The organism is Cellvibrio sp. 25HG11W-0 (genome assembly GCF_057815475.1).
On the sequence record NZ_CM174230.1, the window covers coordinates 4,386,565 to 4,411,621 of the forward strand.

The following is a 25,057-nucleotide window of genomic DNA, read 5'->3' on the forward strand; positions in this document are numbered from 1 at the left end:
TTATACCAACTAATCTTGCGCAGAGTGTGCATTTACACTGGACGCACCACTGGTATCGGTATCCGCCTTAGGAGCTCCATAGTAATCGACGGTAGAGGCTCCGCTGGCCTTGGCTTTCAACTCGCCACTTACCGACACCGCGATATAAGAAGCGCCACTGGCCTCAACATGAGCCTTAACAACCTGCATTTTTTTAGCCTGTAAATTGCTCGCCCCGCTGGCATCTGCCCTTAAGTACTCAACTTGGCTGGCTGACCTTATCTCTAGATTACTCGCGCCGGAAATATCACAGACAAGTTCTCGTCCATTAATTTGCTCCACATGCGCATTACTCGCACCCGACAAGCCCAGCTTAAGCACAGGGTATTCCAAGGCGGAAATTTTTGCCTCGCCCGCACCACTTGCTTCCAAGGTTAACTGCTCGCCCCGCAACGTGCCCGCATTCAATTGTGCCGCGCCCGAGAGTTCCAGATAGCTCAAGTCTTTTAGGCGTAAAGTCACGCGAATACGTTTATTTTGCTGACTAAACCAACCAAAAAAACCACCTTCATTTTTAACATCTATCGTAAGTTTTCTTCCTGTTTGGTCGACACGCACACGAGCTAAAATGTCCGCATCCGCATCAATCCGCAAATACTCGGTGCCGTCTTGCACTAATTCAACCTGCGTATCGCCATCGACCACCAGCTCACTCACACCTTTAATCGGGTAGACCTTAGCCACAGCCTGCGCATTGAGATTAAAGCTTGCCAGCAATAAAGGGGTGGCAATTAAGACTAATTTTACGAGGGGATATTTCATAACTTATTCCTATAAAAATTTATTTATCGTAAACCTGACACACCAAGCAAAACTAAGGCACTTGCAATACATCAAAACCGGCTAAGGCAACGATGCTATTGCGCATTGTTCCCTCAAGCGAATCTAAAGCCAATACTGACTGGCAGAGCTTATTACCGCGCGCCTCCAGGTGGCTGCCTTTATCTTTCATTGCCGTTGTTATATGCCGCCCAAAGTTATTCATGCGCTGCTGGAATACATCTATACCACCCCCAAAGATAATTTCTTTCCCGAGAGTCATGAATACTGTGCTTGCTATTTGCTCCAAAGAGGACTCAACCGCCGCCTCCATGCGCTGCTCAAAAGCCTCGCCAAAAAACTTATCCGCTACATTTTCATTGCCGTTAATTAGCATGGGCTGCTGTTCAAGATCAAAGTAGCGATTCACTTCCTGTTTACTATCTTGCAATACAGCAAGCAACTCTGTGGTTGCAGTATTATTTTCACCTAGCAGCTCATCAAATGCAGATTGCACACCCACTATCGCCATATCGACACCATCCAATGCCAAACTCTGTGCAACCGGAAGAATCGCACGCACCTGCTGCGCATAATCACTCACCAATTGTTGTTGGGTATTATTCAGTTCTACCGCCTTGCCATCTACAAATAATGTTTTATTGTTCTTAATCTCGTAGCGAACCCTGTCATGCTCCAATACAGCTATTGAATGACGACTGATGCTAACCTGATTATCGAGTTTGATATTGCAGCCATGGCTCGCGCTGGCATTTTTTATATGAGTATCGTTTGAGTTGATATCGCCTGCACTGGCACTGCCCGCATTAGCACCGAATGAAACCACCAAGATTACGCTGGATAATAATTTGTTCATCTTGTTTCCCTCAATTATAGATTTACTTATTGCACGCTAACTTTTTGTGTAGCCTTGGCATTAAGCCGCTTATTCATTCAGACGTATTTATTGAGCCGTTTGGATTCAAATGATCTACATTTTTTTAAAAAAAATAATTAGCGGTTCCACTGCAGCATTTTCCGTTCACAACTAGCCCGTAAATACAAGTCTGGCAGAAGGGGGATATTTGGCGATAATGGGGCCCTTATTTGAGCAACTCCAGCCACCATCCACTGGCTACAACCGCAACAAGCCCATTTGGGCTGCCCATTTTTCACCCTTGTTGCGCTTTTTTTATTCTTTTTGCATCACTAGAGCTACGCCATCATGACCACACTACCCAGTATCGCCCAGCGCATTGCCGCCGAATTAAACGTGAAAGAACAACAAGTTAGCGCCGCTGTGGGGCTGCTCGATGAAGGCGCAACTGTGCCCTTTATCTCCCGCTACCGCAAAGAGGTGACCGGCGGCCTCGACGATACTCAAATGCGCAACCTTGAAGAGCGCCTACGCTATTTGCGCGAACTAGAAGAACGACGCGCCGCTATTTTGAAGTCAATCACGGAACAAGAAAAACTCACTCCTGAGCTGGAGCGTGACATTCAACAGGCCGATACCAAAAATCGCCTTGAAGATCTCTACCTGCCCTACAAGCCCAAACGCCGCACTAAAGGCCAAATCGCTAAAGAAGCGGGCCTTGAACCCCTAGCCGAAGCCTTGTTAGCCGACCCAGGCCTAGCGCCCGAGGCAGAGGCAATTAAATACCTAAACCCCGAACATAAAATTGACGACATTAAAGCCGCGCTTGATGGTGCCAAATATATTTTGATGGAAAAGTTCAGCGAAGATGCAGAACTGCTTGGCGGCCTGCGTAATTTTTTGCAGCAAGAAGCACATATCAGCGCTCGCGTTGCCACCGGCAAAGACACCGACAGCTCGCAAGAAGTACAAAAGTTTCGCGATTACTTTGAGCACGATGAGCCACTCAAAAGCACACCATCCCATCGCGCGCTCGCCATGTTCCGCGGCCGCAATGAAGGCATCCTCACCATCGCCATTAAAGTCGGTGAAGACATTCCCGGCGCGGCTCACCCGTGCGAAGCGACTATTGCTGAGCACTGGCGTATCAAGGATCAAGGCCGCCCTGCCGACACCTGGCTCGGCGAAGTCGTGCGCTGGACCTGGCGCGTTAAACTCTTAACCCATTTGGAAACCGATTTACTCAGCGAGCTGCGCGAGAAAGCAGAAGACGGCGCCATTAAGGTTTTTGCTTCCAACCTTAAAGATTTATTACTCGCCGCACCTGCAGGCCAAAAAGCCACTATTGGCCTCGACCCCGGCATGCGCACTGGAGTGAAAGTTGCCGTGGTAGATGCTACCGGTAAAGTATTGGATCACGGCGTTATGTACCCAACACCGCCGCTGAATAAAATTGCCGAGTCTGAAGCCATGCTGGTTCACCTGTGCAAAAAACATAATGTTGGCCTCATCGCCATTGGCAACGGCACCGCCTCGCGTGAAACAGAAAAGTTCGCAAAAGACGTACTAAAAACCCACAAAGAAATTACGGCTAGCACTGTGATTGTCAGCGAAGCTGGCGCGTCGGTTTATTCAGCCTCTGAATTTGCCGCCAAAGAATTCCCCGATTTAGATGTGACTATTCGCGGCGCAATTTCGATTGCTCGCCGCCTGCAGGACCCATTGGCCGAGCTGGTAAAAATTGATCCAAAATCAATCGGTGTCGGCCAATATCAGCACGATGTATCCCAATCGCAATTAGCGCGCTCACTCGATGCGGTGGTGGAGGACTGTGTGAATGCCGTTGGCGTAGAAGTGAACACCGCGTCTGCCGCTCTGCTCGCGCGAGTATCCGGTTTAAATACGACACTCGCCAACAACATTGTAGAATTTCGCAATCAAAACGGTGTATTTAACTCCCGTGCTGCCTTGAAAAAAGTACCGCGCTTTGGAGAAAAAACCTTTGAATTAGCCGCAGGGTTTTTGCGCGTTGCCGGTGGTGACAATCCGCTTGACGCCTCTGCAGTTCACCCTGAATCCTATTCAGTGGTCGAAAAAATTGCGGTAAAAAACAACCGTGACATGAAAGGACTTATCGGCGATTCCAGTTTTTTACGCGGCATAAAAGCAGCCGACTACATTGATGAAAAATTTGGTCTTCCTACGGTTACCGACATTATTAAAGAATTGGACAAACCTGGCCGCGATCCGCGCCCAGAATTTAAAACCGCGCAATTTCAAGAGGGCGTCGAAACCATCAATGACCTTGTGCCCGGTATGATTCTGGAAGGCACAGTTACCAACGTGACTAACTTCGGGGCCTTTGTAGATGTCGGCGTACATCAAGATGGCTTAGTGCACATCTCAGCGCTATCTCACACCTTTATTAAAGACCCACGCGAAGCGGTGAAGGCGGGCGACATTGTTAAAGCCAAGGTTATGGAGGTTGATGTAGCACGTAAACGCATTGCGCTTTCACTGCGCCTTGATGATGCCCCCGGAGAAAAAACCGAAAGCAGCGCAGGCGGAAAAGGTGGCAATCGCCCGCAATCACAAAATCAAAACCGCAATGCACAAAAGAACAACCCTGCACCTAATGCGATGGGCAGCATGGGCGCGCTCTTACAACAGGCACTTAAAAAGAAATAAAACGCTTCGCAACGGATAGAGAACTCAATTGAACTCTCTATCCGCTGTTTATTTCATGCAGATCTTTTGATACCGATCTATTCTTAACTACCTAACGACTAAAAGGCACTCACTATGAGCACTCTTCCACCCTGCCCCAAATGTAGCTCTGAATACAGCTATGAAGATGGCGCACTTCTAATTTGCCCAGAATGCGCTCACGAGTGGAACCCAAGCGCAGCGGCCTCAGCTGAGGATGACACCTTGCTGATTCGCGATGCCAATGGCAATCCATTGGTCGAAGGCGATACCGTTACACTGATTAAGGATTTAAAAGTAAAAGGCACATCGACCACCATTAAAATAGGCACCAAATCTAAGATCAATCGTTTAGTTGACGGCGACCACAACATCGACTGTAAAGTAGATGGGCACGGTGAAATGATGCTGAAGTCAGAGTTTGTAAAAAAAGCCTAATAGCCGCGGGATAACACCATCCTATCCGGCAACCTATTCAACACACCAATTAATACCTCGCCTTTTGCTGCCGTCACAAGATATCGAGTCACTTATATGCTTAGTATTTTTATAAGATTGATGGTTTTTACTGCCGCTCTAAGCAGCAATATGAGCGGGGCCAAAAACATTACCTATATGGGCCTGGGCGGTGATCGAGATGCCTATCATACCGAGCTACTAACAGAAATCTTTAAATACAGCCCAACACAAAATTACCAGATCAACCGCTACAGCGAAGACCTCCCACATCACCGCTCCTTTATTTTTTTAGACGAAAATAAAGGCATTGATATAGTTATTGCCTACGCCACCGAAGAACGCGATCAAAAATATCTTGCCGTTCCCATTCCCATACTCAAAGGTTTGAATGGCTGGCGCTTATCTGTCGTACATAAAGACAACATAGACATACTTAAAAATGTAGCAAACCTAGCTGATCTCAAAAAATTTAAAGTAGGTCAATTTCACGCTTGGACAGACAGCAAAATTTTAATGGCGAATGGACTCCAGCCCGTCAAGGGCTCCGATTTTATCGGCCTCTACCATATGCTAAACAAAAAACGTTTTGACTACTTACCGCGTTCAATCCTAGAAATTGACCACGAAGTAAAGTCACTTTCACAAACGGAACGTATTGATGTGGTAATTGAACCCAATATATTGATTTATTATCCAACCGCATTTTACTTTTACGTAAAAGAAAGCAATACAGAACTGGCACGTGACTTAACAAAAGGGCTAGAGGCGATTATCCGCAATGGAAAGTTTGATGAGATTTTTTATCGACACTTTGGAGAGATAATCACCAAAATAAGAAAAGAAAAGCGAAATATAATCGTATTAAAGAATCCATTACTGCCAAAATCTGCCCCTTTAGAACGCAAGGAGCTTTGGTTGAATTTATTCGAACCTCATTAACATACCGAAAGGTACAGGTCCACGCTGCTATGGTGTTGAGTTAGCAATATCTTTCAGCATTTTTTCTGCCTTGATGTTACCTTGATCGGCCGCTTTTTTTAGCCACTGTTGCGCGGCTATAACGTCCCTCTTCACACCCTGCCCTGCAAAATACATATAACCCACAATCAACTGCGCCTCGTCATAGCCCTGATTCGCGGCTTTTAAATACCATTCAAATGCCGAGTTTGGATTTTTAGCGACGCCCAGACCGTAATCATACATATAGCCCAACATGTATTGCCCGTTGCGCTTTCCTGCTTGAGCAACCCCCTCAAACATCGCAAACGCAAGCGAATAGTTTTACGTGAGAACTTTTCCCTCCATATAAAAATGGGCAAGAACATAGCGCGCATCTTGATGGCCTGCAGCGGCGGCTTTGCGATACCAGCGCAAGGCCGCATCTACATCTTGCGCCCCGAGCGCACCGCTAAAATAAATATTTCCCAACTGATATTGGGCATCTATATTTTCTTGCGCAGCCGCAGCCTCAAACCAGGTAACGGCGCGAACTATATCTTTTTCTTGCTGTTTACCGTCAAAATAGAACTGAGCCACTTCATATTGGGCAGGCATAGAACCTTGCTCAGCAGCTTTAACCAACCAATTTCTTGCTTCCTCAACGTCCTGCGCAACCCCATCACCTGCAAAGTACATTTTTCCAAGCTGATAGCTCGCTTCGGCATAGCCTTGACTAGCCGATTTTTTAAACCAAGAAATAGCACGCGGGGCATCCTTAGGCATGGCTAATCCATCTCGCTGCATGACCCCCAAATAGTATCTCGCCTCTGCATTTCCTATATCCGCCATCTGACGAAACTCAGTGAGCGCCACTTCGTACTTTTGCTTCTTATAGGCCTTGATACCATCACTTAAACCAGCAAATGCAGTAGCGCTAAAAAGACATCCAAAAAAGATAAGCAGCCATTTCATATTATAAATTCCTGACACCTAATGATTTTCTTAACTTCAAAAAAAGCATTTTTATAAAGACGAAAAATTAAGCCCATAAACGCCATGCGATTAAACATTATTAACTTATGGAAAAGATTGATGCTGTGCTTGGCGGGAGACTTGATTAACTGACACTTAACTTTCCGTTCTACGAACGTTCTAACTCTTTACTGAATATCATGTAAGTGCCCACTGAAGCAGGCACCTACAATCAACACTCAAAAAAACCTTTTTTGGCACCTTCAAGTAAGGCACTTTATCTAAGGCGCTTTATCTAAGGTACTTTAAATACAACTTTTACTGAACCATCCACAGACCCGCTATCTATGTAGCCAATCATGCTGGGGTTTGCGGATATTAAAGCTTTTACTGCCGCATCATCCCCTGCATCTTTTGGCGGAGTACCCTTACCCGTAAACACCAGTTGCGACCAATAGGCTTTATATTGACTAGCGTTTTTCTTACAAATCGCATCGTTAAACTTATCGCGCGCTGTACTGCCCTCATCCTGATTAATAGGTACAGCCTGTGAGCCATCGGGGAAATTTTTTCCCTTACCTAAAAACAACCGAGATATATCATCCTCGGTGAGCGAACCTACAGGCGATGACGGATGAACTATGACAGACACCTCTGCATAGGCAAAACTCGCGACACACAAGAGTACTGCTGCCGCCAACGACTTACTTGTTAATTTCATAGTGGCAACTCCTCTTAAAATACAGATTGCAAAGCAAATGAGAACACTTTTTGCTGTCTATTACCCGCAATATCATCCACATCATCAATTTGAAACTTCAATGCGGTACCTGAAGTAATATCCCAGCGAGTACCTAGCGTAATGACGTCGCGCTCTTCAACTTGCGATTGCGCCACACCCTGTAAAACGCCAATTAAGAAGTTAGTGCTGCCCACTTGCGGCAATGCAACACCAGCAGGAATTCCAGCTTCAGGATGAGAGGTTTCGTCAGCAGATTTAGCAAACGTTAAATGCACAAGCCAGTCCCCAAAACGTACGCCACCCATGACATACTCTCTAACACGCTTGGCCAAAAGACTGTCTTTCGCCTCTAATTCCGTATGCTCTAATGCCGCAACGAATGTACCTGTATCTATATTGATACCCACTTGAGCAAATGTAGTTGTATCTTCCTCTAATAATAATTTTTGGCTATTTTCCGGAAAATTAAATGCCGTTAGGGTATCGGCGAACCCCCCCATTGTAAGTGTCTCGGTTAAGGGTGCATTGCGCACATCAACCGTCAAGTCTGCTTGGTGAAAAGCTCCGCGCAGCGTCCACCAATCCTTACCCAATGTTGCCGCCATACCTATTTGATTGCGTGTTTTGGTAGGCGCCATAACACCACTAAAATTCACCTCATCGTCAAAGCTACCAAAATAGGCCTGAAATGAGGTATCAAACATACCGAGAGTATGAGTGGTATAGACATCTATACCATCTACATTATTAAAAGGGAGACTATATACTTCTTGCGGTGGACGGATCCACGGATAGGTGTAGCCTACATCGAGCGAGTCTGAGTAATTATAAAAAGGAGTTCTTAAGCGTCCAAAACGAACCTTAGTACTATCAGTCGCCTGCCAGGTTAAATAAGCCCATTCAGTATTAACGCTATAATCACCGCTACTGCGCGCAATAAGCTGGGCGGTAGCCGTGAGCTTATCTGAAACTTTTCCCGTCACTTGCAGACCTAAAAGATTATTCTTTATGGTCAGCTCCTCATCGCTAAATCCGCTGTAGGCTAAGCTATCTGCATCATCAACAAAACCGCCACCCACTGAAATAAAGCCAGAGATATTCAAATCACTCGCAAATACCAAAGGCGATGTTACTAATGATGTTATCGCAAGCGCTAACAAGGTTTTTTTACTTTTACCATACGTATACTTCATAAGCTTTAACTCCTCAAAAATAAGTGCGCTCCTGCACCTGATTTCCTTAATGTACAACTCACATAAAAACCCTCGAGCACACAGCACCTTGGCTGCAACCGAAAGACCATCCACTAAAAAACTACACGCGAAACTGATTTGATATTTTTCCCAAACCCTGACTTATTTTTTGTATGTCACGACTAATTTCATCAAGCTCATTGGTGCTTGCTGTGACCAATTGTGTATTGCGATAAATACCATTCACATGTTCAGACACATCGCTAAAGGTGTGTGACTGCTCATGAGTTGCTGCAGCAATTTGCTCATTGATACTACTAATAGTTTCTACATTATTTAAAATGGAATTTAATACTTCACCCGATGCAGTGGTAGCCTCTACACCGCGATTGGCACGCTCCACGCTGCCCTGCATTGCCGTTACAGCGCTGGCCGACACATTGCGCAACTCACCAATGACCTTGTGGATTTCTTCCGTCGCTTGACGCGTGCGTACCGCTAGACCGCGCACCTCATCGGCCACCACGGCAAAGCCGCGGCCATGCTCACCCGCACGAGCTGCTTCAATAGCTGCATTAAGTGCGAGCAAATTAGTTTGCTCCGCTACATTTTGGATAGTATTGAGCAACTTCCCTACGTCCGATGAAAACTCTTCAAAGCGATTAACCACTGCAGCAGCACTGCGAACTTCATCTGCTAAGGTGCTAATGGTGGCTACATTTGTTGCCAATGTAGCCTTACCTCGCGCTGCTGCACTACTGGCATCCTGCGCCTGCACTGATGCATTACTTGCAAACTGGGCAATTTCATTAACTGTTTTGACTAACTCCTCAATTGAACCGCGCATTAATGAAATAGCCGACGCTTGATCATTAATACGCTGCAAATTGTCGCTACTGGAATTGGTCAAGCGCGAAGCTACCTGCGATAAACTTTTTACATCGTGACTCACATCACCAAATGAACCGTGTAACTTCTCAACGAATGCATTGAAATATTTAACAAGATAGAGCACCTCATCTTGCCCCGCATAATGAATTCGCTTAGTGAGATCCCCCTCACCCGACGACATTTCTCTGAGCGATGAGGTAACAGCATTTATGCTGGATGTAATTGAACGACTGATAAAAAGGCTAATAATAATCAAGCCTGTTGCTATAATTAACGCGATGATAAATGCGATACGCCCAGCACGCTGGGAGGACTCTATAGTGGTACGAATTGAGTCGGTAAAATGTTCGCCTGTTGCTTTCTTCATGGTCGCTAAAGACTTCCGCAACGATTTTAATCGTTCAGCATTTTCAGCGGCTTCTACGCCCACAGTTTCAAAGTCTACTGTGCCCGCAATAAAACTCTTTGCGATGCGCACGGATGTTTGGTGCCAGGTCTGCAATTGAGAATCAATTGCCCTTACTTGGACAGAGAGATCTACGCTCAGCTCTGCCAATTTCTGTAAGTTACTGCGAATCTCTTCAAAATGTTTTTCCGCCTCTTGCAGTGGCTGCTCATCACCCGTTGTCACCGAACTGTTTATTTGCTGCTCCATCAATAACAGTGAACCCAGATTTATCGTCGTCAATTCAAGCGTGGGATAAAGCCGTTGCTCAACTTCCGTCAAGCGCCCAGTATTTTCACCTTCAACGCGCATGGAATAGCCTTGACTAATGACGAACCCCAACAGGGCTATGGTCACTAATAACATGAGTTTTTTTGCGATGGTCAAACGGAGCATTATCCACGCCTCTAAAATCGAAAAAACAACATCACCTATCGAGATGCTGCGCTTAATAAAAACGCTGATGCCTACAACTAAGCAGAGGACGATTAAGTCATGGCGAGAAAAAGCGTTAAATAGCCTTATGGGTATAGCACTCGCCTATTAGTTGCGCAAATTTTCACAAGAAAATTCATGCCAAACTTTCAAGGAAGAAATACATTATGAAAAAATAATTGAAGAGGAATTTGACAAGGGGTGAAACTAGTATAAGTGCGGACTAAAAAAACAGATTAGGTGATGGGCTAAAACAAAAAGCATCTAAAAAAATATTTTTTTAGATGCTTGAATTAAAAAATAGTTTATACCGTCGCTTTATAGATTTAAAACACTGCTTATACGCTCAATTCCGTTCGACACAACCACAGAATCCAGCATAAAACCCCCAACACACAACCAATACCAAGCTGAAAAATTGTCGTCATATTCAACTGCAGTAATAAGCCGTAACCTTCCTGTAGCACTTGCCGCCAAGGAAAATAATGAAAAACTACCGCGCTAATAATTAACATGGGCATAAGAAGCAAACTCCATTTAAGCCATACATTCACACTAGGGCGTTTGACTATGCTCGACATGACACCTGCGCTAAAACCATCATCATCGAGGTAGTGTTGCGTATTCTGCAGCTGCGCTGTTAGAAAACGATCAAATAGATCCGCATGCGCAACATTGGAGTTTTGTTCTGACTGAGTGATTTGCATAGCTACCACCTTTTGCTTATTCATTTGCTGTTTGATCCCATGATGCTAGCAGCTGCTGTAACTTTATTTTGCCGCGCGCCACATGTGTTTTTAAGGTGCCGAGCGGCAAGCCCATAATCGTGGCTGCTTCATCGTGAGAAAAACCATCTTCATAACAAAGCTTTATCGCCAACTGCTGGCCTTCACTTAGTTGAAGCAAGGCTGCCGCTATATCTTTTTTTGCATCAAACTGGTGCATCTCGCAGTGCTCCAACACAGCTTCTTGTTGTTCATCCAATTCACACCATTCTATTTTTTTCGCGCGCCAACGATTGGCGGCAATATTAAATGCGATACGGTAAAGCCAGGTAGAAAACTTGGCATCAGCTCTAAACGCGCTTAAAGCACCATAGGCTTTGATAAAAGTTTCCTGTGCCAAATCATCGGCTAAATGTGAGTCGCCATTACACAGCCGCCGCGCCCAAGTGCGCACTTGCGCTTGATAGCGCAACACCAGCTGCCCAAAGGCATGCTGGTCGTTGCGCTTAAGCGTTCGCGCTATGAGATCTTGATCGGAAATTGACATGACCTCTAGCCTTGCTGTTCAGTTGGCGCAGTCGGCTGAGGCGATGACAATTTCCAGATGATAATGCGCGATAAACCAAGACCGATAATAATAAAACCAATGGCCCCAATTTTAATGCCGAACATCAGGGTAAGAAATAATAGCCAGCCCACGCCCAAGCACAGATTTTTAATCCCTTTGTGCAAGTTGGTTTTAGCATCTACTTCACCATGGTCTATGCCACGCAAAAGTTCTACCGGTATATCGCGCCCTGCCGCCAGTAGTTTGTCTATATTGATATCTATTGCTTGCTGGCGGCGCGACTGGGCGCGAAAGTGCATCACCACAAATAAGCCGATAAGAAAGATAGGGCCGCCAAATAAAAAGACGATTGCGAATATGGGAATTAGCAATTCAGCAGTTGCCTCACGCTGCCCACCACCCCAGCCCTGCGCCATACCTTTCACCCAAGCGGGTTCGTTCTTCGCAGCGCTATTCTGATACTTATTTTCATCAGCACTCAATGCGGATGGCGCCGCAGGGACAGGAGCAACCAAAGCCGCTGGCGCAGTTTGATGCTCTTGCTGCAAAACAACGTCAGTATCGGTACCTACGGGTACCCCAACCAATTCAACCGCCTGCAATGCGACCGGATTAACAATTAATAAGCTGGCAACAGCTGCCAGCAACAGGCTTTTAGCATGACGCAGTAAGGGGTTCATCGCAGATTCCTCGTTCTCTTAAATGGGGATAGGCACTAAGCATCTATTCTCGTTATTAAGTAAGACACAGTTAGCGCCTGCGTGGATTCATACTGCACATTTATTTTTATTTTGGCGGCGGGATACTGCACTGCTGCTTACCGATACTCGATCACAAGCTACACCAATTCAGCACCCCGCTAGCGCGAGGTGCTTATCAGAGAACGAGGGAGCCTAACAGAACTTGAGCGATAGTTTGCGGCGAGCTTTATCGCGAAGATAATTTAAGACCGCTAAAAACAAAAAAACTCGATCACACTAAGATGACCGAGTCTCGAAAATGACACCAATGAACAGGCTTATTGCACTAACTTTTGCCAAAAACTTTTAATAGGGTTTTGCGCTAACTTGCAATCCACCGACTGTAAAGGCCGGAAGTCATCGCGCACTGGCAGCCATACTGCACCACTACACCCCTCAGCACTCAGCTTGCCCGTAGTGCTATCAAGCCAATCAAAACTCACACCGGGGGGCGGATCTTGGTTGAGACTACGGGTCGGAATATGGCTCATAAAATCGGTCCAAATTCGCAAGGCGCCAGTAGCCCCGGTAAAGGATGTCGCTTTATTGTCATCACGCCCCAACCAAACCACTGCTAAATGCTCGCCGCTAAAGCCGGCAAACCAACTGTCGCGCTGATCATTGGTAGTACCGGTTTTACCCGCCAAATCTAGGCTGCTGTTAATAGTGTTATAGGCACTGCGACCCGTGCCTTCGCGCATGACGCGCTGCAGGGCGTATTGCAGGGCAAAGGTTTCCTCCACTCCAAAGCGCTGTTCCAGCTCTAACGGATAGCGCTTAAGCGGCTTGCCTTCTGCGGTTTGCACTTCGCGAATCGCATGCAGCGGCGTAAATACACCTTCCGCTGCTAGCGTGTGATAGATACCAGCGACTTCCAAAGGCGACATATCCACGGAGCCCAAGAGCATCGACGGCAACTCAGGAATATCGCCCGAGTAGCCCGCTGCCTGTAAGGTTTTGATCACCGAGCGCAAACTCAAGGTCATTCCCAACCGCGCAGTCGCCTGATTGTAGGAATGCGCCAAGGCTTGATAAAGCGGTGGATTACCATGATTTTGCTTGTCGTAATTCAACGGCGCCCACCAGGTGCCACCCGCTTTGTAACTCACCGGCTCATCGCTGATAGCGGTCGCTAAATTAAACTTTTGCGGAATGGCTAAAGCAGTGAGAAACACAAACGGCTTCACCAAAGATCCGATCGGGCGCTTCGCATCCAAGGCGCGGTTAAACCCTTCAAAGCGCGGATTACTATCACCAATTAACGCTAGAATTTCACCGCCGCCCACGGAGGTGATCACCATCCCGCCCTGCATATCCTTAACATTATATTGACGCTCCAAACGCCCCACCTGATCGGTTAGCGAGGCCTCCGCTTGGTGCTGCACCATCGGCGATAGGGTCGTAAATATGCGCAAACCTTCGCTGCGCAAATCCGATTCCTTGTAGTCTTGGCGCAATTGACGTTTCACTAAATCCATAAACGCGGGATAGTTAGTGGAGCTAGACTGGCCGGGCGGCACCACACCCAAAGGCGCAGCCTGAGCAAGTTTTAATTGCTGCTCACTGATTAAACCCTCTTTTTGCATTACCCCAAGCACCACATTGCGGCGCTCTTTCGCGCGCTCTGGGTGACGCCAAGGATTGTAGTAAGACGCCCCTTTTACCAAGCCCACGAGCAGCGCAACTTCTTGGGTATCTAACTCCGCCAATGGCTGGCGAAAATAATGTTGGGAGGCCAATGCGAAACCGTGGATCGCACGCGCACCACTCTGCCCGAGAAACACTTCATTGACATAGGTTTCGAGAATTTCTGACTTACTGTAATGCAGCTCGAGGAGCACTGACATTATTGCTTCGGGAATTTTACGCGCGAAAAACTTTTGTTCATTAGTGAGGTAAAAGTTCTTCACCAGCTGCTGAGTCAGCGTACTGCCGCCCTGCACCACATCACCGCTGCGCGCATTAACCCAAGCTGCACGTAAAATCGCCGTGGGCGATACACCGTGATGTTCAAGAAAGTGCTTATCTTCAACCGCGAGCAGAGTTTCACCGAGCAAAGGGGGCAAATCTCCCAGCTGCACCAAGAGGCGATCTTCTCGATCGGCAGGATAAAAACCGCCAATCTCCTCTGGCTCTAACCGCACCAAAGGTAAATCAGCGCCCGCCATATCGCGCAGCGACGCCACACCACTATTATTTACCGCAACCACAAAACTGCGTGCGGGTTCGCGTTTATCCCAAAACTCAAACCCACGGCTGTGCACCCAATAGCTTGCGCCAACTGAACTTGCACTCACCTTTTTAACTACCTGACCAGGGGCTTTAAGCTGCGCTTCAAATCTGTAGCCGAGGGACTTCAGTTCCTGCTCCAGCAATTGCGGCGTTAATGACAACCCCTCATACAGTTCGAGTGGGCGAGCGTAAACACGCGCCGGTAGCGACCACTTTTTTCCTTCAAACTTATCGCGCACCACCACATCGAGATAAAACGACCAAATCAATCCACCCAAAAATATCAATAGCAGCGCATAAAACCCCCAAATACGGAGCAACGCCCAACCATGGCGCGAACCTGAAGTCGAACGTGATGAAGGTTGGCGCGGGCGATTAGTGGAGCGGCGTCTGGTCATAGGCAATTAGAATCTTTCAGTCATGTGGCCAAACCTAATGATTTGGCGAGAAATGGAAAAACAGGCGCAAGTGTACCTAATGAATAAGAAATAAATGAATCAGTTGCAGTAATAATTAAAATATCGGTGCTAAAAAATACCGTTTTCAACAACCGAAGCACAGTCACTCTTGGCGACTGAGAGAAAAAGGCAATCCTTCCTTTATAGAGCCGAGTGAATTTTGCATAATGCGCCCCACAATTGACGCAGGATCCTTCAGGGGCGAAACAGTATGAGCAAGCAATATCACATCTACGGCATAGGCGCGGCACTGGTCGATACAGAAATCACCCTTCGCGATGAAGACTTAATCGCCATGCAAGTAGATAAGGGTGTCATGACACTGGTCGACGAAGCACGCCAAGCGGTTTTAATGGATTACCTGCAAGATCACCTCGTCGCCTCTCACAAAGCCAGTGGCGGCTCAGCGGCAAACACCATTATTGCCGCCAGCTATTTTGGCTGCGACAACGTCTACTCATGCAAAGTGGCAGATGATGACAATGGCGCTTTCTATTTAGCAGATATGCAAGCCGCAGGCGTCACCACCCCGAAACACATAGCACCACCGGCAGGGATCACCGGCAAGTGCTTGGTGATGATAACGCCAGACGCTGAACGAACCATGAATACCTACCTCGGCATCAGCGAAACACTGTCAGTTACCGAACTAGACCCCGCAGCTGTTGCGCAATCTCACTACGCCTACATCGAAGGCTATTTGGTGACATCACCCACAGGTCGCGCCGCCGCTATTGAATTGCGCAAGCTCGCACAAGCTAGCAATACCCGCACCGTACTCAGTCTGTCAGACCCGGCCATGGTGCAGTTTTTCCGCGATGGCCTATTAGAAATGATTGGCTCAGGTGTAGATTTTATATTCTGCAACCGCGATGAAGCCCTCGGCTTTACCCAAACCGAAACCCTCGACGCCGCCTGCACAGCACTGCAGAACTACACCACGCAATTTGCCATTACCTGCGGTGGCGAAGGTGCGGTGCTGTTTGACGGTAAGGACATCATCAAAGTAGCGGCACAGGCTATAACACCATTGGATACCAACGGCGCGGGCGATATGTTTGCCGGAGCGTTCTTGGCTGCAATTACCCAAGGTAAAGACTTCCAAACAGCCGGACATTTTGCCTGTGCCGCCGCCGCGCAAGTGGTTAGTCAATTTGGGCCGCGCTTGAAACCAGAACAACATCAAGCGCTGCTGAACAAGTTTCTCGTTTAAAAAGCCATAAGCTGGGCAGTGCAAAAAGTTGAGCTAAACTATCAACTTGCACCGTCTAGCGGCCTGCGTGCGGGGCGCACAACTTAAACCAAAAAACTGTCAAACAGTCATGATTCCTACTACTTCCATTATGCGCATCGCGCGCCCTACAGATCAGCTTGCTGCTATTACCCAAATGTACATTCAAGGTTTGGGATTTATATTGTTAGCTGAGTTTAAAGACCATCAGGGCTTCGATGGCGCCATCATTGGCCATCAAAATCACAGCTATCACTTAGAATTCACCCACCACAGAGGCACTCAGGTCGGCGGCGCTCCCAGCCAAGACAACCTTATTGTTTTCTATCTTCCCAATAGCAGTGAATGGCAAAGCGCCTGCGCCGATATGCTCGCCGCAGGTTTCAAGGCCGTCACCGCCTACAATCCGTTTTGGGATATAGACGGCAAAACCTTTGAAGATGTTGATGGCTACAGAGTGGTATTACAACACCGCGTTTGGCCGCTGTAATTCACAAAGAGGAAGAGGTAAAGCGAGAGTGTAGAAATTTGCGGTCCTTGAAGCATTCGCAATAAGATCAATAACTTCATCATCTTGCGCTGAATTCAACGCCCAAAAACGCAAAAGCCGCTCCAAAGAGCGGCTTTTAACGAACAGCAAACCAGTAGTTATGCGCGTGCTTTTCTTCTCATAGCACCCATGCCCAGCAAGCCTACTAACAACAAGGCAAGCGAACTAGACTCAGGAACCGTAGCACCCACAACTGAAATACCATCTAAGAAGTTCCCGAGGGTACCGTTATCGGTAGTAGTAAAACGAATGGTGGTAGAGGCGGCATTGGCCACAAAACTGTTTACATACTGATTCCAAGTACCAACCACATGATCATCAATCAATGACGTTAGAGAACCTACGCTAAAGGTAAATGATTCATTGCTGCTAGTGCGCGCACTGTAAAAGAAAGACACATCATAGGTCTGACCAATAGCAGTCGCAAAGCTCTGGTATATAGAGAAAACGCCACCGGTGTAAGGATGCGCGTTTAACTCAGCATGCTGGTTACCTTCTGGCGCTACAACACCATTCAAGTGATTCCAGATTTCGATATTACTACCTTCCCAACCATTTACATTCGATGAGCTGAAAAAGTTCCAGCCACCGGGCGCTACGGCATTGTCTTCAAAGCCGCCATTAACGATCAAGTTTGCACTAGCAGATGCAGCCAATACCAAGCCCATCACAGCGCCGATAAATTTTAAACTAATTGCTTTTACTGACATAAAAAATTCCTTGGGATTATATTCAATGCCGACTAAAGAGTGGAGCGGCTTCTCCTTTCATACCTATGACAAAAAGAATCGCAGCTATATGCCACAAGCCAAAACGTCACCTCAATCGACACATTATAGTGAACTAGATCACATAAACAAGATGGAGCCGCAAATAAATAACGCCATTATGAGTGTGCCTTTGAGGTGCAATAACAATAGCCATGCCCTCCCTATAACGACCATTTTTATCAGCCAACATTGAGCCCCTTTTTTTACCTTGAGCACTCCTTCACCCGATTAGCGAGCCAAAGAGCTACCACCGAACTAAACCAAGTCTGCTAACATTCAGCCGCGCTTAAGCGGGCGCTACTAAGATTGGAGACTCAAAACCCTATCACCGGACAACTCCGCTTGTTAAACAACCTAAGGAACTACCATGAAACTGCACTTAACAGCCCTAGTACTCAGCTTGACAATGGTCGGTTGTGCCACCGAGCAATCAAGAACTATTGAAACACCCAAACCTATTCAATCGGTACAAGCTGCCTATAAAGGCGCTAAAAACCCAATTGCAGTGGGCAAATTTGATAATCGCTCCAGCTTTATGCGTGGCATCTTCTCCGACGGCATGGATCGCTTAGGCGGCCAAGCAAAAACAATTCTCATCACCCACCTGCAGCAAACCGGTCGTTTTAGCGTACTAGAACGCGATAACTTAAGCGAAGCCGCGCAAGAAGCAGGTTTTGCCAAACAAGCCCAAAGTATTAAGGGTGCTCAATATTTGGTGACGGGCGATGTGTCTGAGTTTGGCCGCAAAGAAGTGGGCGATCAGCAATTTTTCGGCATTCTCGGGCGCGGTAAATCCCAAATTGCCTATGCCAAAGTTAGCCTTAACGTTGTGAACGTCCTCACCTCAGAAGTGGTTTACTCCACCCAAGGTGCAGGGGAATACAGTCTCAACAACCGTGAAGTTTTGGGCTTTGGCGGCACCTCTAGTTACGATGCCACCCTCAACGGCAAGGTACTCGACCTCGCGATTCGCGATGCAGTAAATAAATTAGTAACCGATGCAGACGCTGGCGTTTGGATGACAAAACCATAAGGAATGTTATGAACTTTTATTACCCTAGCCCCAGCAAATTGCTGGGTGCATTAATGTGTATTTTACTCATGAGTGGCTGCGCCACTAAACCTAGCCTTTATGCGTGGGGGTCTTACGAAGAGCAAGTCTATGCGCGCTTCAAAGCAACCAGCAGCCCAGAGCAGCAAATTCAAGCGATGGAAAAAGACTTGCAAACCCAAGTGGGCAACCAGCCGCTGCCGCCAGGTTTTCATGCACACTTAGGCTTGCTGTATGGAGAAGCCGGGCGCAGCGGAGATATGCGTGAACAATTTTTATTAGAGAAGCAATACTTCCCCGAATCGACAAAATTCATGGATTTTTTGCTCGCCAAAATGGATAAAGCGCAAGGAGCTAAACCATGATGACCTATTTGACCCGCTTGAGCGCTGTCGTACTGACAATGCTCTGCCTAAGCGCCTGTGTCGCCCCGCCAAGCTACAACTACAGTGCGTTAATTGCAGCCAAACCAGCCTCAATTCTCGTGTTGCCACCCAAAAACTTATCGCCCGACGTTAATGCCACCTACGCAACACTCGCGCAAATGACGACACCTTTAAGCGAAACAGGTTACTACGTTATTCCGGTAGCCTTAATGGATGCAGCCTTTAAAGAAAATGGCGTATTTAGCGCAAACGATGCACAAAATATTGCACCCGCAAAACTACTCGATATTTTTGGGGCCGATGCAGCGCTCTATACCGAGATCACCGAGTACGGTAATAGCTACAAAGTGATTCGCGCTGAAACTGCGGTAGCCGCGCGCGCAACCTTGGTAGATCTACGCACGGGCATAGTGCTCTGGGAAGGCAACGCCCGCGCATCCAGTGCCGAGCAACAGCAAAATAGCGGCGGCGGACTCGCGGGATTATTAATCCAAGCAGCCGTTCAGCAAATTGCCAATAGCATTGTGGATAACTCCTACACCTATGCGGGCATCGCCAGCGACCGACTCCTAAGCCCGCGCCCTGCAGGCTTATTACCCGGCCCACGCTCACCGCTCTACGGGCAGCCAAGCAAGCATTAATTATAGATAAGACATACCAATCGTTAAGCCTGTACTTGCAGGCTTAACGATTGTCACGCCTAGATTAAATCGCACTTATTACCTGAGAGCGCGAATAGCGACTAATTCCCCACCAATACTTGCGCGCGCTGCAAACTTTGCTGCGTCTCAGAATCTTGCGGCGCATAGCGCAACCCCTGCTGTACAAACATTTTGGCTTTTTGTGGTAGAGCGAGCTGGATATAACTTTGCGCTAACACCAAATACAACTCTGCCGCGCGGCGATCAATGCGCAGGCCGCGCTCAGCGGTAGCTATGGCACTTTGGTAGTCCTGCGCAGAATATTGGCCGCGAGCTTGTTTGATTAGACTATCAACCGCCGAATTGCCAATGGGAACTGACGCAGGCGCAGCGACAGGCGTGGGTGGCGGTTCAACCGGGTTCACCCGCTCAGCAGGTTGAGTGCCCATGGGCGTTGGGGCGCTGGTAATCACCGGCTGATTATTAGGTTGTGGTTGGGTGGCACAACCCACCATCAGCAATACAAAGGCGACACAACTAAGGCGATTGAGCAAATTGAACATAACGGATTCCAGTTGTCATTTTCAGGGCGAAAATTAGCAACTGCCTGAACATCTAGTCCTTTGCAGCTGCCTTGAGTAACCGCGCGATTTCCTTCCACATCTCGAGATAGGCGAGCGCCGCGCGGCTGCGCTGATTATAACTGGTTAAGGGCGCGCGCCTAATGCCCATTTGCTCTACGGCAGCATCATTGGGGATAAAGGTCTTGAGCATGGGCAGAGGCATTTTTTTGCTGTTCTCTACTGCCTCAAAGTGAAGGCGACGGCGCATATCGACCTGATTAAAAAAACCGACGATACGCTTGGGGGCCGTTTTTTTATCTTTAAAGAAGTTCACCACCTGTTCCATGGCGCGCATCGACAAGGGGCTGGGAATCATAGGAATCAGGAGTATATCCACCTCTTGCAACAGCAACTCCACACTGACCGAGAGCGTGGGCGGGCAATCGAAAATCAAAATATCGGCTTTATCGGCCAAGGGCTTTAGCAGTTGCTTGAGGAATTTTTTATCTTGTTTAAGGCTGTCAAACTCCGCATCGAGGGCACGCAAACTGAGGTCGGCGGGAATGAGCATAAGGCGCGGATAGGGGCTGAGTAGTTCCAGCTCGCCAATAGCTTTGCCCTGACTAAAAAGGCTTAGAGCTTCGCGCTCGGTTACTGCGCCTGCAGTCCCACTTGCAATTCCGTCCGCGGCCTCATCCGGAGCAACAGGCTCAACCATAGGCTGACAAAACCAACTGGCCGCCGCTTGGGAGTCCAAATCCCAGAGTATGGTATTTTTTTTGGCCGCTGCCGCGAGATAAGCCATATTGACGGCGGTTGTGGTTTTGCCCACGCCACCCTTGAGGTTGTAAAAAGCAATTTTGATCATAAAAATCCCGTTTACCGCGATGAATATGGATGCCCGTCTACCGCACGTTCAAGCATGAACCTTAACTTGTAGCATTTTTAACCACAACCTTCAAAAAATATCCTGCAAAATTCTGCGCCAGTGTGCGATTCAACACCTGCTGTAGGCCAGAGGGTACAATCGCCACACATTCTTTCCGAGCCAATGCCATGACCTCCATTCACCCCTATGAACTGCTTACACCCGATATGGTGCTTGATGCGGTGGAGAGCTGCGGCTATTTGAGCGATGCGCGTATTTTGGCACTCAACAGCTACGACACCCTTAACGTGCACATGTATACACCATACCCCTAACGTGTTTAACTGCATGTACAAATGCACTACTGAGGGGATCACTTATGCGAGCCGATAAAAGATCTAAGCAAGAGTTAAATTCAGCCGCACGACTCTCATATATTGATGTATTTGTCCCCTCTCTTATCACGTTCGACAGCCAACACAACCAGAGGTATGCCCGCTTCTCAAGGTTCAAGTGCACCGACCTCTCTCTTCAGTTATCGCCTGTTGCAGATGGAGTAATTCGTAACTTCCCAATGATGATTCGCGGAGACGGCACCCCCTGGGATTTGGGCAACCTGTATTTGATGGGCAAGCTCACAGAAATGGCTAAGCTTGCACCCCCTAAAATCGAAACACTTCGATCAATAGCCAAACACTTGATTATGTATTTACGGTGGATAGAGCATGTCTGTACGAAGGGCGAAGATATTCACGAGCTTCACTTCCCGGAAGAAGAGGAAAAGCGCGTAACTTGGGCATATTACCGATACTTAAAAAGACTATTACGCCAGAAAGACACTCAACCGCTTTCACTTAGCGTAGCGAAAGCGCGAATGCAGTCAGTGATCGGTTTCTATCGGGGTCTGCTGGCGTGGAACTTGGTAAGTGAGTCCACCATGAAAAATCCCCCTTACAAAAGCAATTTAATGGGCATTCCTATAGTCAATGCTATAGGAGTCCGATTTATGAAAACGGTTGAGACGACGAGCTTCAAAATTGCAATCCCAGAGCGAAAAAGATTGGGAGTAATAGCAGACGGGGGGAACCTACGACCCCTGACAGAAGATGAACAAAATCTCGTGCTCGAGCAGTTGAGGTTAAATGGTAATCGAGCATTCCAATTAATTTGTTTGCTGGCGCTTTATACGGGTGCTCGCATCCAAACCGCCTGTACCTTAAGAGTAAAAGACATCTACGATCTCATTAAGAGCACTCCAAAAAATGGCGAAGTTCTTCTGCGCGTCGGAGATGGCACTGGTATTGATACTAAAAACCAGAAGCGTTATAGGCTCCACATACCTTTCGAGCTGGTTCTTATGATCCGCGACTACATTGATTCGAGGGAGTGTCAGGAGCGTCGTGCGCTAAGTTTTTATGGAGAACACGCTGAAAATTATGTTTTCCTCGCCTCGAATGGGTCACCATTTTACACTAGCAGCTCCGAGATTATTGATCGTCAAGTCGGCCAATTTAGCAATCAGATCTCCGCGCGCGCGCGGGTAACATTTTCAATCCAAACAGGAAATGCCGTACGAAACTGCCTCAGTCGTTTAATACGCGATATCCGCAAAAAACAGCCGGAGTTCAATACATTTAGATTCCATGATTTGCGTGCGACATATGGTATGAACTGGGTGCGAGACGCAGACGCTTCTGGAGCCAAAGATATACGAGACGAGCTTAAACACCGCATGGGGCACACCAACTTTGATACAACTCAAAAATACCTTAATTATGATGGAGCCAATGAAATCGTAAAGAAAGCTAGTGCGTTTCACCATGAGAGAATCAACCGTATAGTTAAGCAGTTTCGCCTATGACAAACGGCACCATAACGTACTCCCTACCCGACCTGAAAATACTGCCCGTAAACAGCTTCGATGTGGCACCAAAGTTCAAGCCTGAACTGACAGTCCTCGAGAATAGCTCGGGTAAGAATCAACGCTACTTGAACACCTACCGAATCTGTTATCTCGATCGCCGCTCTCTCGATCCCTCCATTCGCTCTAACAACGAGCGCAAGAAAGTCAACATTGGAAGTTTTTGTGTCAAACGAGCATTCCTGATTCGAAAGATCATCAAAGGGTTGCTAGAGGGGCACCTAGGTATCCCCGATTTTCGCTGGATTGAGGCTGCATTTGATTGGATCGATCAACCGGGGCGGTCAGCGGAGTTACATAGCCTTGAAGGCACTCGTAGGCTCTATCGGGAATACACAGACCATATTCGCCACCGCCTGCGCCTATCCAATGTGGGCGCTACAATTAAATCGATAGACTACCCCATGGCCCGAGCACTGCAGACGGCATTGATGTACGTCTGTTCTCTGGCCTGCAACCATGACACTAAAGTGGTGCAAAGTTGGGCGATTAGAATTCCTTGTAAACATATCGGATTGAATGAGTTGCCAGCACCGGCGACTACCACTGATGAACATGCTCTTTCTTGCGCACTCCACCACCGCTTCTTTGAGGCGTTCAGTCAGGCAATCCTAGAAAATGCTGCCCCTCCAGTAATCGTCAAATTGATGGACCTAGGGTTTGAAGATCTGCTTTTTTACAGCAAGACTGCAAACAATGCGAACGGCTGGTCAACAAAAGGGAAAGAAGGTCGTACCGATTGGCGGCCTTTCTTTTATCAACGTGAAGGGGTATTTGAAGGTAAACCAAAAAAATTCAATAAACTGCTATCTGAGCATGATATCCCTCCGATCAGCTCCAAGGGCTTTAAGCGCATGCAGAATAACAATCGTTATTTCCCGCAAAGCGCGCTACGCGAACTGGCGAATTACGCTACACGTCATTTTGGATACTTATTGTTAGCAGAGACCGGGGGCAACGCATCGCATCTTGGCAGTATAAACTGCCAGAAAATGCGCTTAGACAAAGTTGTGGGACTGGCAACAACGAGAGCCATCAAAGGGCGCGCAGGGTATGAGCAACAGGAACAGCACGTGGATCTTCGTTTTGCTCAAACCACTTGGAAGCAATACCTCAAGCTTCGCGATTGGATGTGTAGGCAGCTCGAGGCCCCACCAGAGTCCGGCCTATTCCTTTTACTTGACCGAGAAGACAAAGAACCGTACACCCTTCTATCAAACGTTTCATTACCTCAGCTGCGGTTATGGCCGAAGAGCGCGCCAACGTTGTCGACCCGCGCTGCGCGCAAACATAAAACAGTTAATCTTTTGGATAGCTCAGCCGGCAATACAGCATTGGTTGCGGGAATGCAATTCGCCTCGGCCCAAACTATTGAAAGGCACTATGCGTTTAAAAATCGCGAGGAAGCTGCGAAACTAATGAGCGAGTATTTTGCCGCCCAAGCCAAGTCTGCGGAAATTCGTCATATTGGTGTCAAGCCTGTGCGAATTATGGAAGGGGGTGAAACGACACATACGGGTGTTTGCGACTCAGTTGAGGATGGACCAACGCTAATTGAAGGGCTTGAGATTGAGCCGCGCTGCAGTGCACCTATCACGTGTATATTTTGTACTCATTTCTGCTTGCATGCAGGTAGTGAGGAAATCTTACGCTTACTCACCATCAAGCTTTGGATCGAAGTTCAAAGCCGCCACAGCTCCATCAATATCGATGAGCACTTCCAGAAGTTCATGCCCTACATAAATCGCCTCCAGCAAATACTGGACGACCTTTCCAGCATGGATGGCAGAATATCACAGGATGCGAAAGACGCATTCGTCCGTTTTGAGCGCGGTGAGCGTGATAAATATTGGGGCACCAAGATCAATGCAATACTCGACACGGTGGAGACCTAGT

Annotated in this window: 25 protein-coding genes; 11 read left to right on the plus strand and 14 right to left on the minus strand. The window is 47.5% G+C overall.

Features of this window, described 5'->3' with window-relative positions; genetic code table 11:
* Positions 1–9: 9 nt before the first annotated feature.
* A complete protein-coding gene (locus AC0KUT_RS18400; RefSeq protein WP_488831854.1) occupies positions 10–801 on the minus strand; it encodes a GIN domain-containing protein in 792 nt (263 codons plus the stop codon).
* Positions 802–853: 52 nt separating this feature from the next.
* Positions 854–1,675: a DUF2884 family protein gene (locus tag AC0KUT_RS18405; RefSeq protein ID WP_488831855.1), complete on the minus strand. Its 822-nt coding sequence runs from the start codon at positions 1,673–1,675 to the stop codon at positions 854–856.
* Positions 1,676–2,023: 348 nt separating this feature from the next.
* On the opposite strand from AC0KUT_RS18405, the gene AC0KUT_RS18410 reads away from it, so the two are divergent.
* From AC0KUT_RS18410 to AC0KUT_RS18420, 3 genes are all read left to right on the plus strand, one after another.
* Positions 2,024–4,363, plus strand: a complete 2,340-nt coding sequence (locus AC0KUT_RS18410) for a Tex family protein (RefSeq protein WP_488831856.1) — start codon at positions 2,024–2,026, stop codon at positions 4,361–4,363.
* 114 nt (positions 4,364–4,477) lie between these two features.
* Positions 4,478–4,819 (plus strand): zinc ribbon domain-containing protein YjdM, encoded by a 342-nt coding sequence (locus tag AC0KUT_RS18415; protein WP_488831857.1) that lies wholly within the window; start codon positions 4,478–4,480, stop codon positions 4,817–4,819.
* 96 nt (positions 4,820–4,915) lie between these two features.
* A complete protein-coding gene (locus AC0KUT_RS18420; protein WP_488831858.1) occupies positions 4,916–5,779 on the plus strand; it encodes a substrate-binding periplasmic protein in 864 nt (287 codons plus the stop codon).
* 27 nt (positions 5,780–5,806) lie between these two features.
* Here the strand turns inward: AC0KUT_RS18420 and AC0KUT_RS18425 are convergent, their stop codons facing one another.
* The 9 genes from AC0KUT_RS18425 to mrcB all read right to left on the minus strand — a co-directional run bounded on the left by AC0KUT_RS18425 (position 5,807) and on the right by mrcB (position 15,120).
* Entirely contained in the window at positions 5,807–6,055 is a 249-nt protein-coding gene (locus tag AC0KUT_RS18425) for a tetratricopeptide repeat protein (RefSeq protein WP_488831859.1), read from the minus strand.
* Between the two features lie 66 nt (positions 6,056–6,121).
* Positions 6,122–6,751, minus strand: a complete 630-nt coding sequence (locus tag AC0KUT_RS18430) for a tetratricopeptide repeat protein (protein ID WP_488831860.1) — start codon at positions 6,749–6,751, stop codon at positions 6,122–6,124.
* Positions 6,752–7,046: 295 nt separating this feature from the next.
* Entirely contained in the window at positions 7,047–7,472 is a 426-nt protein-coding gene (locus tag AC0KUT_RS18435) for a type 2 periplasmic-binding domain-containing protein (RefSeq protein ID WP_488831861.1), read from the minus strand.
* Positions 7,473–7,486: 14 nt separating this feature from the next.
* Entirely contained in the window at positions 7,487–8,686 is a 1,200-nt protein-coding gene (locus AC0KUT_RS18440; RefSeq protein ID WP_488831862.1) for a DNA topoisomerase IV, read from the minus strand.
* A 121-nt stretch (positions 8,687–8,807) separates the two neighbouring features.
* Positions 8,808–10,418 (minus strand): methyl-accepting chemotaxis protein, encoded by a 1,611-nt coding sequence (locus AC0KUT_RS18445; protein ID WP_488831863.1) that lies wholly within the window; start codon positions 10,416–10,418, stop codon positions 8,808–8,810.
* Between the two features lie 377 nt (positions 10,419–10,795).
* Positions 10,796–11,164 carry a hypothetical protein gene (locus AC0KUT_RS18450; protein ID WP_488831864.1) on the minus strand — a complete coding sequence of 123 codons (369 nt, stop codon included), beginning with the start codon at positions 11,162–11,164 and terminating at the stop codon, positions 10,796–10,798.
* A 16-nt stretch (positions 11,165–11,180) separates the two neighbouring features.
* Positions 11,181–11,729 (minus strand): RNA polymerase sigma factor, encoded by a 549-nt coding sequence (locus AC0KUT_RS18455; protein ID WP_488831865.1) that lies wholly within the window; start codon positions 11,727–11,729, stop codon positions 11,181–11,183.
* Between the two features lie 5 nt (positions 11,730–11,734).
* Positions 11,735–12,430 carry a DUF6249 domain-containing protein gene (locus tag AC0KUT_RS18460; RefSeq protein WP_488831866.1) on the minus strand — a complete coding sequence of 232 codons (696 nt, stop codon included), beginning with the start codon at positions 12,428–12,430 and terminating at the stop codon, positions 11,735–11,737.
* A gap of 338 nt (positions 12,431–12,768) precedes the next feature.
* Positions 12,769–15,120: a penicillin-binding protein 1B gene (gene mrcB, locus AC0KUT_RS18465; protein ID WP_488831867.1), complete on the minus strand. Its 2,352-nt coding sequence runs from the start codon at positions 15,118–15,120 to the stop codon at positions 12,769–12,771.
* Positions 15,121–15,391: 271 nt separating this feature from the next.
* Between mrcB and AC0KUT_RS18470 the strand changes: the two genes are divergently transcribed.
* Positions 15,392–16,393, plus strand: a complete 1,002-nt coding sequence (locus AC0KUT_RS18470; RefSeq protein WP_488831868.1) for an adenosine kinase — start codon at positions 15,392–15,394, stop codon at positions 16,391–16,393.
* A gap of 109 nt (positions 16,394–16,502) precedes the next feature.
* A complete protein-coding gene (locus AC0KUT_RS18475) occupies positions 16,503–16,901 on the plus strand; it encodes a VOC family protein (RefSeq protein ID WP_488831869.1) in 399 nt (132 codons plus the stop codon).
* Positions 16,902–17,059: 158 nt separating this feature from the next.
* Here AC0KUT_RS18475 and AC0KUT_RS18480 read toward each other — a convergent pair whose 3' ends face one another.
* Entirely contained in the window at positions 17,060–17,671 is a 612-nt protein-coding gene (locus AC0KUT_RS18480; protein ID WP_488831870.1) for a PEP-CTERM sorting domain-containing protein, read from the minus strand.
* A 427-nt stretch (positions 17,672–18,098) separates the two neighbouring features.
* Between AC0KUT_RS18480 and AC0KUT_RS18485 the strand changes: the two genes are divergently transcribed.
* Genes AC0KUT_RS18485 through AC0KUT_RS18495 form a run of 3 tightly spaced genes read left to right on the plus strand, consistent with a single transcriptional unit; the run spans position 18,099 to position 19,809 of the window.
* Positions 18,099–18,764 carry a CsgG/HfaB family protein gene (locus AC0KUT_RS18485; protein WP_488831871.1) on the plus strand — a complete coding sequence of 222 codons (666 nt, stop codon included), beginning with the start codon at positions 18,099–18,101 and terminating at the stop codon, positions 18,762–18,764.
* 8 nt (positions 18,765–18,772) lie between these two features.
* Entirely contained in the window at positions 18,773–19,147 is a 375-nt protein-coding gene (locus tag AC0KUT_RS18490) for a DUF4810 domain-containing protein (protein WP_488831872.1), read from the plus strand.
* Positions 19,144–19,809, plus strand: a complete 666-nt coding sequence (locus AC0KUT_RS18495) for a DUF799 domain-containing protein (protein ID WP_488831873.1) — start codon at positions 19,144–19,146, stop codon at positions 19,807–19,809. Before AC0KUT_RS18490 ends, AC0KUT_RS18495 begins: the two co-directional genes overlap by 4 nt.
* Before the next feature lie 101 nt (positions 19,810–19,910).
* Here AC0KUT_RS18495 and AC0KUT_RS18500 read toward each other — a convergent pair whose 3' ends face one another.
* Positions 19,911–20,372: a tetratricopeptide repeat protein gene (locus AC0KUT_RS18500; RefSeq protein ID WP_488831874.1), complete on the minus strand. Its 462-nt coding sequence runs from the start codon at positions 20,370–20,372 to the stop codon at positions 19,911–19,913.
* Between the two features lie 52 nt (positions 20,373–20,424).
* Positions 20,425–21,240, minus strand: coding sequence for a ParA family protein (locus tag AC0KUT_RS18505; RefSeq protein WP_488831875.1), 816 nt, complete (start codon positions 21,238–21,240; stop codon positions 20,425–20,427).
* 188 nt (positions 21,241–21,428) lie between these two features.
* Here AC0KUT_RS18505 and AC0KUT_RS18510 point away from each other — a divergent pair, with 188 nt between their 5' ends.
* From AC0KUT_RS18510 to AC0KUT_RS18520, 3 genes are read left to right on the plus strand one after another with little or no spacing between them, the layout of a single operon-like run.
* The gene (locus AC0KUT_RS18510; RefSeq protein WP_488831876.1) at positions 21,429–21,575 is read left to right on the plus strand and encodes a hypothetical protein; all 147 of its coding nucleotides are present in this window, start codon (positions 21,429–21,431) and stop codon (positions 21,573–21,575) included.
* A 44-nt stretch (positions 21,576–21,619) separates the two neighbouring features.
* Complete coding sequence (locus tag AC0KUT_RS18515; protein ID WP_488831877.1) at positions 21,620–23,101, plus strand: tyrosine-type recombinase/integrase; 1,482 nt, start codon at positions 21,620–21,622, stop codon at positions 23,099–23,101.
* Entirely contained in the window at positions 23,098–25,056 is a 1,959-nt protein-coding gene (locus AC0KUT_RS18520; protein WP_488831878.1) for a hypothetical protein, read from the plus strand. Before AC0KUT_RS18515 ends, AC0KUT_RS18520 begins: the two co-directional genes overlap by 4 nt.
* Position 25,057: the final 1 nt, after the last annotated feature.